The sequence below is a fragment of the Kamptonema animale CS-326 genome, from assembly GCF_028330895.1.
GTDB lineage: Bacteria > Cyanobacteriota > Cyanobacteriia > Cyanobacteriales > Microcoleaceae > Kamptonema > Kamptonema formosum.
Map to the genome: position 1 here is coordinate 19,496 of NZ_JAQMUA010000395.1, position 8,205 is coordinate 27,700.

An 8,205-nucleotide genomic window follows, 5' to 3' on the forward strand; every position below is an offset into this window, starting at 1 on the left:
CAATATAGTTGATGCGATCGCCCTCAATACATAGGTTTACTTCAATGAATGTATCGTTAAATTCAGAAATTTCGCAGTTTATTCAAACTCAGGTAGAAAGCGGTAAGTATGCGAATGCTGAAGAAGTGATTTGGGCAGGTATCAGGCTGTTAGAAGAACGTTCAGGCATTTACAAAGGTCGGTTTGAAGAGTTGAGAAGGGAAATTACGATCGGCGTTGAAGCCTCCATTCGGGGTGAGGTTGTTGATGGGGAGACGATTTTCTCCCAACTGGAACAGAATCTCCAACAACGTCGCGCTCAGGCTGATTGATGAGTAATATTTGTCGGTTTACTGCTCCAGCTAGCCGAGATATTGAAACTATTGCAGAAATTAAAAACTAACCCACCCAATATTTAGGGCAAACTTCCCTGCCTCACCTGTTCATACTTACCTAACTCCAGTGCACGTAAAAGCAGCCCAGTAAAAAGGGTGAGAAAAAGGCTTTAATTCTTGACAAGATTTATCTAAAATTTTGAGAGATAGATAAATTTGTGTGCCAATTTTACCATACTTTTTGCATTCTTCATCCCATTGCTGATAGTCTGGGGAATCTACAGAACAAGCATCTCGTTCTGCCTTAGTTTTTTTGCGGAGTACCTCGGTTTCTTTAAGTTTATGTTTCAAAAGTTCTGTAAGTTGGGCTTTATAACGAGCAGCTAGGGTATCGCCAGTAAGCGATCGCAACTTAACTTGAGCTTGTCTAATGGCCTCTGGGCGATTCTTTCCCTGCTGCCACTCTTGATAGTAAAAAATAGAAAAAAGCGCCGTTGCTAAATCATCGACAGCCCAAAGTGTACTGATAACACTTCTGGCTCCCGCCGACAAGAAACCCGTAGAAAAAGTAAGTATATCGCCAGTAATTTCACTCAATCCCAATCCAGTTTCGCAGCAGGAAAGAAATACATCCGACAACTGAGGGAGACGCCATGCGGGAGTCATTAGCTGACCTAAAGTAATGCAGCCATCTCCTAAAATTAATGTCGATTCTAAGGGATTGTCCAAGCGCGACTGGGCGTGGTGGCTAGAGTGGAGGATTTGGACGGTTCGGGCGAGTTCTCGATAGTTACTAACAGTAGCTTGATGGCGACCTTTTAAGCGTTGATTGTCTGGGATGCTATAAAGAACTGCGAGTTGCTCTCCTTCAAAGCTGGCGCAAGGCAAGTCGCCCGTCGCATCTTCAATAGTGCCACAGTTTAGGTTATTGCCGGGGGAAGGGCGTTGCTGGCAGAATTCTAGGACTTGACAACTAGGTGCGTAACGAATGAGAAATTTGTCTCCTAAATATCGGTTGTCTCCGATGGGTAGTGCAGCGAAGGGGATTTGGTGAAGGGCATAATGAGGAACTATAATCAGTTCAGAAATTCCTTCTAAATGCCATAAGATTAGATCGCTCAAATTTAACTGTTTTGCCAGTTCAGTTAGGCTCTCAACTAATTGTTTTTTCCAAGAATCTTTATCGTTAACATATTGTCCTAACCAATTTTGGGAAATCCATCCGTGCAAAGTCTCAAATCCTAAACTAGCACAGCTTTGCAGGGTAATCTCGTTTTGCCGCACGACGAAGATAAAGGTGTCGCTAACAGTGGTGTAAAAGCTAATAATTGCAGTGGTGGGTTTGTCGATCAGCTTCTGGATGGATGGGAATTTGAGAGGATTAACTCGAATTTGACCAGCCAGCACCGGATCTAGGCGGCGAAGTTGTTCCCAAATTAGGAGTTTTTCAGCTTCCAGATCAGCTATTATTTGATTGTAAGCTGCTAGTGCTGCACGGCTGTTATCAAGTTTGCTATTATCAAAGTCGTTGCTAGGTTGATTGCGCCCTCGTTCTTTGTCAATTTGCTCCTGTAGGCGTTCAAAATCTTGTAAATACTGTTGAATTTCAGCAGGAATTTCTGCACTTGAATAGAGGTCATTGCTTGCCATCAAATCTACGAGGCGTTTAGATCGCGATCGCTCTACATATTCAAGGGCTTTATCTAACTGTTTGTTATTGATGCAAGCTTGCACGATGTTGGCATAAATGTCGATCGCCTCTTCCAAAATTTCTTGGCGGCGAAATTCAGAAGTTGCCCAAGTACGGCTGGTTTCTACGGCTTCAATCGCGATGCCGTATCCATCAATGGCTAATTTCCAATCTTTTATTGCAAATCCTATTTTTCCTAGTGTTTCTCCCGCGCCCGAGCATTCAAATGGGAAAGCAGTTGGCGTACAAACTGTTAAAGCCAATCGATAACAAGCGATCGCTTTTTCGTGTGATTCAACCATGAAGTAACATTTACCCAGATTCATTTGAGCCATAGCCCACTCTCTAGGAAACTCATCCGGGTTAAAGACTTTTAAAGCAGCTTGATGGGCGGCAATAGCCATTTCTAAATTCTCATTTCGAGCGCCCTTACGTCGATGCACGTAAGCGTTACCCAAATTAGTTTGCACTCCTGCCCAATCTGCGGGAAACTCGTCTTGAGTATAAACTTGTAATGCTGCTTTGTTAGCTGCGATCGCCTTTTCAATATTTTCTACCCGATCGCCGTGAATTCGGTGGCGGTAAGCAGATGCCAGATTCATTTGAGTCATAGCCCAAAGTTTGGGAAATTCTTCGCGGGTGCGGAATAACAGAGCATTTTGATAGCAAGCAATCGCTTGTTCCAAGTTTTCCGCCTTGTCGCCACAAATGCGATCGCGATAAATAAGACCTAAATTGTTTTGAAGTTGAGCCAATGCTTCAGGCATTGCTTCGCGGGTGTAAACTTCCATTGCTGTGCAACAAGCGATTCTTGCTAATTCTGCATTCTCTAACCGATCTCCGCGAATTCGGTTGCCATAAGCAATAGCCAAATTCTTTTGAATTTCTGCCCACATTCTCGGACGAGATTCGCGAGTCAATACTTTTAGGGCATTTTGACAGCAGGCGATCGATCGTTCTAGGTTTTCGGCGCGATCGCCCTTAAAACGGCGGTGATAAGCATTACCGAGAGAGTTTTGACAAGCTGCCCACTGTTCTGGAAAAGCTTCGTAGGTTAAGACGGTGACAGCAATTTCATAACCTGCAATGGCAATCTCTAAATTATTGGCTTCATTTCCTTTTTCAAATTCATGGATGCAGTAGCTCAACATCATAAGTCGAGCAGCGATTCCTTTTTTCCCTGCGGGTGGCGCTTCAGATAGTATCGCAGACGAGTGATATCGCAACACCTTAACAAAGTGTTCATCAAGTTGCTCTTGGTTAGCTTCAAGCAAGAGGTTAATTTCTCGCACTATCCTTTGGTCAACCGTTTGGAAATTCCTGTGACTCTCTGAAATAGCGTCTAATAATTGAAAGAATAAACGAAACCGGGTTTGCTCTTGGATGAACTCCCATTGCCTGAGAAAATTTTCTTGGGAAGAAATAGTGGGATCGACGCTGAAAAAATTATTGTCTAATCCCAGTTCTTGAGTTAAAATGACAGCCCAACCAATTAAAAATTTAGCCTTCGCAAGCTCCTTATCTGCTACCAAAATCGTAGCTACCATTGCCATCATTTCCACCAACCCCGCGTCAATCAGATGGGCGTGATTCCCTAAAATCTTGAGTTCTCTGCCACTACGACAGTTGAGGAGCGCTTGAATTACCTTGAAATAAGCTGTCTGGCGTTTTGTCGTTTGGGGAGCTTTCTTCGGGCCGAATCCTTTTGCCATATTCTTTACAGGTTACGAAGGGGAGACTACATATATACATCAGCCATCCGCTCCAAAATTACGCAGCATCCCTCCATATTTCTGCTAACTTCTCCAGCAGTGCTTCGGCTAAATCTTGTAAATCAGTGTCAGCGCTATCGGCACTTTCACGAGTAAACTCCCCTCCTGCGGTACTCCCAGCTAACATCTCTCCCGCTGCATACCGCCACTCGTACTCCTCGCAAGTTCTATAAATACGCTCTAATTGGGCAACAATATTGCTCCGCGATTGAGTTTCTATCTGATCTCGTACCTGTACCGCCACCGGATCGTCTGTTTCTAAGAAGGCGATCGCTTCTTCTAAACGAGTAATCTGTTCAATTAAAGCGTCAATCGGCATCAGTTCTGCTACTGCTATTTGTTGCGGTGGATTTGAGCTATCTAAGCTTGGAGCAAATCCCAATAGTTGCACGGAGTCAAGGCGATCGCTAAACTGTACTCCCACATATCCAATCCGATTTTCTATTACTTCTTCGGGTAAGAAAATGCTTGTTTCACCAGGTAAAACTGGGCGGCATTCTAAGGAACCAATGCCAGTAATTAGCAAGTCAGCGACATTAGCGAGCGCTGTTTTTGCTGGATTGAAGCTATCGGAAGAATTAAAATCTGTTTCAATTTGCAGCCATTTTAAATAGCTGTGAACTGCGTAAACTGCCAGTGCATTCAAGTAAACTCGTTTTCCTTTTTGGGCTGTACTTTGAACTGCTGCCAACTGTCGAGCCAATTCGTGAGCTTTTAACTCTAGCGGTACTGTTAACAGAGGTATTTCTGCGATGTTCATGGTTGTGATTCCTGTTTATATCCTAGAGTGCGGGCTATTTCTTGCAACGAGGGTTGGCATTTTCTCTTCCAGTGAGAATTCAGGGTTGTGTACTTAACATTTAACTCTTCTGCTAGGTCTTGAAACTTGTCAGGAGGGTCTTTTAACACTCTTCTCAGGCTGAGAAATTGGCAGTTACACTCCGGGGAAGAACGAGGGTAGCTATTTTTTAGTTTTCCTTCTGGATCTTGCTCTATGTAAAGTTCTAGTTGGAGGCCAATTCGCTGAGTGTGTTCTTTCTGAAAACTTTCAATAATGCTATCCAAACCGCTGAGCGTAGGATCGGGGAGTAGTTCGAGCCGAGTTGTTTCTCCAGCATCCACAGCGAGCGGAGCATCTAAACTAATAGGAGCCTTTTTGTCAACAGAATACAAATCTTGAATTCGGCGACGCAAAGTGCCGTTTATCCAGTTAACCAAACTTTTTGAAACAGAAGGCGGGCGCGGATCAAAGTTAGCAATCTCGCGACTAACCCATTCAAAAGTACGATTGAGGGCTTCAGGATAATCTTGATGGGCTGATTTTTTGAGTCCTGGTAGTTGTTGAATTTCCCGTAATACCTTGTTCATGGCTGTTCGCCATTTTCTACTGTTAGCTGGATTTTGACGTATCTCTGCAATTAGAGCGCTTAACCGTCCATCTAGGTCATCCATGCGACTTTTTTGAGGAGCAAGTTAGTTTGTTTATTAGCTATGAAAATTCGCGATCGTGCGAAAATCCTAAGCTATTTTCTCATGTGGTTGAGTTCTTTGTGTGCGTAAATTCTTGCCGGGAGGAGGTAAAAGGCTATTTCCACGCGAATTATTGCAACTGAAGCAGGCTAAACGCAGGTTGGAGAGTGCGTTAGACCCGCCTCGGCTTTTAGGGAGTAAGTGTTCGATGGTTCTTTCTGATTTCTGCATCGGTTTGTTGCACCAGTAGCAGTGATTTCCGTACAGTTGCAGGAGTTGGCGCGTTTTGCTGCGTCTTGAAGCAGGGGACATAGAACTTTGGGAGCCTCATGGCTATTCGGTGTTCATTTACTTATCAGTCCCCTGTTAAAAATTTACGCAGCGATATGAACCAGATGGCTCCTATGTCTTCCAACTGCACTCATAAACCCAATGTAAATTTGAGTAGCTTTACTTTAAAATCCGCTTCATTTTTCCAATTCCTCACCCACCAATGCTTCCATTTCAGCTAACAGCTTCTCTAGTTTCTTTTGCTTTTTAGGGTCATCCCAAACCTTTGACTTTTTCACTCTGGCATAAGCTGTATCTACGCGACTTTTAAGCGAGTGATTCGGTGGAGCCACCTCTGGTGTACTTTTGGCTTTCAAATCGGCAATGCGCTGTTTGATTTGGGTCAGGGAAAGCTCGAGAGCGATCGCCTCTTCTAGTAATTGAGATCGCTCGGAGCTATTCTTGACTCGCGCGATCGCTCTGGCTTTGGTGTACTCAATCCGTCCTTTCCGCAGCGCTCCCATCACATCATCTGGTAGGTTCAGCAAGGGGAGGCGATTGGTTCGGAAACTCTCAGGGTTGTACTTCCCCACGAGCGTAAATATCTCGCTAACTATTTGCCAATCCGGGCTGTGGATAACGTTATCCACAGATGTACGTTCCGGGTGTGCGGCCGCTCCGAGCAAAGCAATAACTGATTCGGGGGTAGAGTTCAATTTCATTGCCAGCAATTGCAGAATCCCCTCAGTTTCCTCGATCGCATTCAAATCTTCCCGCTGCAAGTTCTCCAGCAGTGCAATTTGCAGCGCCTCTGTGTCTGTCAGTTCCCGAATCACAACAGGAACTTCAGTCAAGCCTAACGATGAAGCGGCTCGATAGCGCCGTTCTCCCGCTACCAATTCGTACTTATTGGCATCTATGGGGCGTACCAGGAGCGGTTGCAGAATTCCTAACTGCTTGACGGACTCCACCAGTTCTTGCATAGCTGTCGGCTCGAAATAGCGACGGGGTTGCTGCGCTGGCAAGACAATTCTGTGTATTGAGACAAGGGAGGATGCGGCATCTTCGCTATCGCTGGTTCCTAATAAAGCCTCAACCCCTTTGATTTGATAAGGCTGACTGTCGCGCTTTTGATTCATCGCAGAGCTAAAAGTCCTTGTGCAATAGTATCGAGTACAGTGGCGGCTGGATGTTTTGGATTGTACACGGCCAGAGGTACGTGCTGCTGCGACGCATCGGCAAAAGCCACAGTCCGAGGCACAGCGGGGTAAATCGTACCAATCTTCTCCAGAGAAGTAGTAATTGATTGCAAACTTTGAAAAGCCTGTACAGTACGAGGATCGTACAGCGTCGGAATCACTCCAGCAATCTGCAATTTTCGATTGGCACGCGCCCTAACGCGACCAATAGTTTGCAACAGCAATTCAGTTCCTTTGAGAGCTTTATATTCAGTTTGAATCGGGATTAAGACGTGAGTGGAGGCAACTAGACTGATATAGGATAGGATACCGAGGGAGGGAGGGCAATCTATCAAGATGAAGTCATAGTGCGATTGTAAGGGGTCAAGGACTTCTTTTAGCCGACTATCTCTCATGTCAGCCACCACCAGTTCCAGTTCTGCTCCGCTCAAATTAATATTAGAAGGAAGCAAGTCCATGTTGTGAATGTTTTTATGGAACGCTGGTTCTGAAGCGTTCATAATGGACTCGTACACAGTCTCCTTTAAATCTGATGGCTCCAACCCCATAAAGGCAGTAAGTGAGGCTTGGGGGTCCATATCTACTAACAAGATTTTTTGCTTCCGTCGCGCCAAATGGTAGCCTAAATTCATTGTCAAACTGGTTTTGGAGACACCGCCTGACTGATTGAAAAGCGCAATAATTTTGCTCATCTGTTTTTACGCACGCAATAAACGTGTTGATTCAACAATATTAGTGGACTGCGGCTTAATGTGGACTAATCCTTGAAAGAACTTTGAGAACTTGAGAGTGCTAACTTGCGATCGCTAAGCCTCTAATCGCCGATTCGGTGGATAAAAAATGTACTGGTTGTCCAGTGATGTGAGCGTGTTTAGCGGATAGCAGTTTGCGTTCAAAGGTAGTGTTGAGTCAAATCGCTAATAATATCTAAGCTCATATTATCAACCAATTTAGTCAAAGCTCGCGCGATCGCCTGCTCCGACTGGGGAATCTGGCTAATTAACTGTCGAGTGAGTTGTTCATCGCCGATGGCAGCGGCTTTGTAGAGCTTCGTTAGCAACTCCCTCGGCAACACAGACAGGGACTCAGAAGTAAGTTTTACGGCAACCTCATCCCGTAGTGGCAACACCGGCGATTCCTGTTCGTACACATAGCGAACTCCCAAATGCAGCGCCATCTTCTCAAAAATCACGCTGTCTCGGAACGGTTTAGCAACAAAGTCATCAAACCCGGCCGAAGTAGCTCGTTCTTGGGTTTGAACAAAAGCATTAGCACTCAAAGCAATAATCTTAGTGTTGCAGCCGTCAGGCAAAGCTCTAATTTTTTGAACAGCTTGAAAACCGTCTAAAAGCGGCATCCTCAAATCCATCCAAATTACAGCACTTCCGGATGTTATGAGGTACAGTAGCAGCAGTTAGTAAACCAATTTTTTAAATGTTTCGGATTCATTAAGTCAAGAGCCACAGCAATTATGGTGTCAACCATTTTAG

Annotated in this window: 8 protein-coding genes; 1 reads left to right on the forward strand and 7 read right to left on the reverse strand. The window is 44.7% G+C overall.

Annotation, left to right across the window (positions count from 1 at the left end; translation table 11 throughout):
* The first annotated feature begins 44 nt into the window (after positions 1–44).
* On the forward strand, positions 45–311 hold the full coding sequence (locus tag PN499_RS23260; protein ID WP_272035053.1) for a type II toxin-antitoxin system ParD family antitoxin: 267 nt from the start codon (positions 45–47) through the stop codon (positions 309–311).
* Positions 312–428: 117 nt separating this feature from the next.
* Here PN499_RS23260 and PN499_RS23265 read toward each other — a convergent pair whose 3' ends face one another.
* From PN499_RS23265 to PN499_RS23295, 7 genes are all read right to left on the reverse strand, one after another.
* Positions 429–3,716, reverse strand: coding sequence for a CHAT domain-containing protein (locus PN499_RS23265; RefSeq protein ID WP_272035055.1), 3,288 nt, complete (start codon positions 3,714–3,716; stop codon positions 429–431).
* A 58-nt stretch (positions 3,717–3,774) separates the two neighbouring features.
* Entirely contained in the window at positions 3,775–4,536 is a 762-nt protein-coding gene (locus tag PN499_RS23270; RefSeq protein ID WP_272035057.1) for a DUF1822 family protein, read from the reverse strand.
* A complete protein-coding gene (locus PN499_RS23275) occupies positions 4,533–5,144 on the reverse strand; it encodes a hypothetical protein (RefSeq protein ID WP_272035059.1) in 612 nt (203 codons plus the stop codon). The genes PN499_RS23270 and PN499_RS23275 overlap by 4 nt, the downstream gene beginning before the upstream one ends.
* 150 nt (positions 5,145–5,294) lie before the next feature.
* Complete coding sequence (locus PN499_RS23280; protein WP_272035061.1) at positions 5,295–5,558, reverse strand: HNH endonuclease; 264 nt, start codon at positions 5,556–5,558, stop codon at positions 5,295–5,297.
* Between the two features lie 155 nt (positions 5,559–5,713).
* Entirely contained in the window at positions 5,714–6,655 is a 942-nt protein-coding gene (locus PN499_RS23285) for a ParB/RepB/Spo0J family partition protein (protein ID WP_272035063.1), read from the reverse strand.
* On the reverse strand, positions 6,652–7,407 hold the full coding sequence (locus PN499_RS23290) for a ParA family protein (protein WP_272035065.1): 756 nt from the start codon (positions 7,405–7,407) through the stop codon (positions 6,652–6,654). Before PN499_RS23290 ends, PN499_RS23285 begins: the two co-directional genes overlap by 4 nt.
* Positions 7,408–7,607: 200 nt before the next feature.
* On the reverse strand, positions 7,608–8,084 hold the full coding sequence (locus PN499_RS23295; protein ID WP_272035066.1) for a response regulator: 477 nt from the start codon (positions 8,082–8,084) through the stop codon (positions 7,608–7,610).
* Positions 8,085–8,205: the final 121 nt, after the last annotated feature.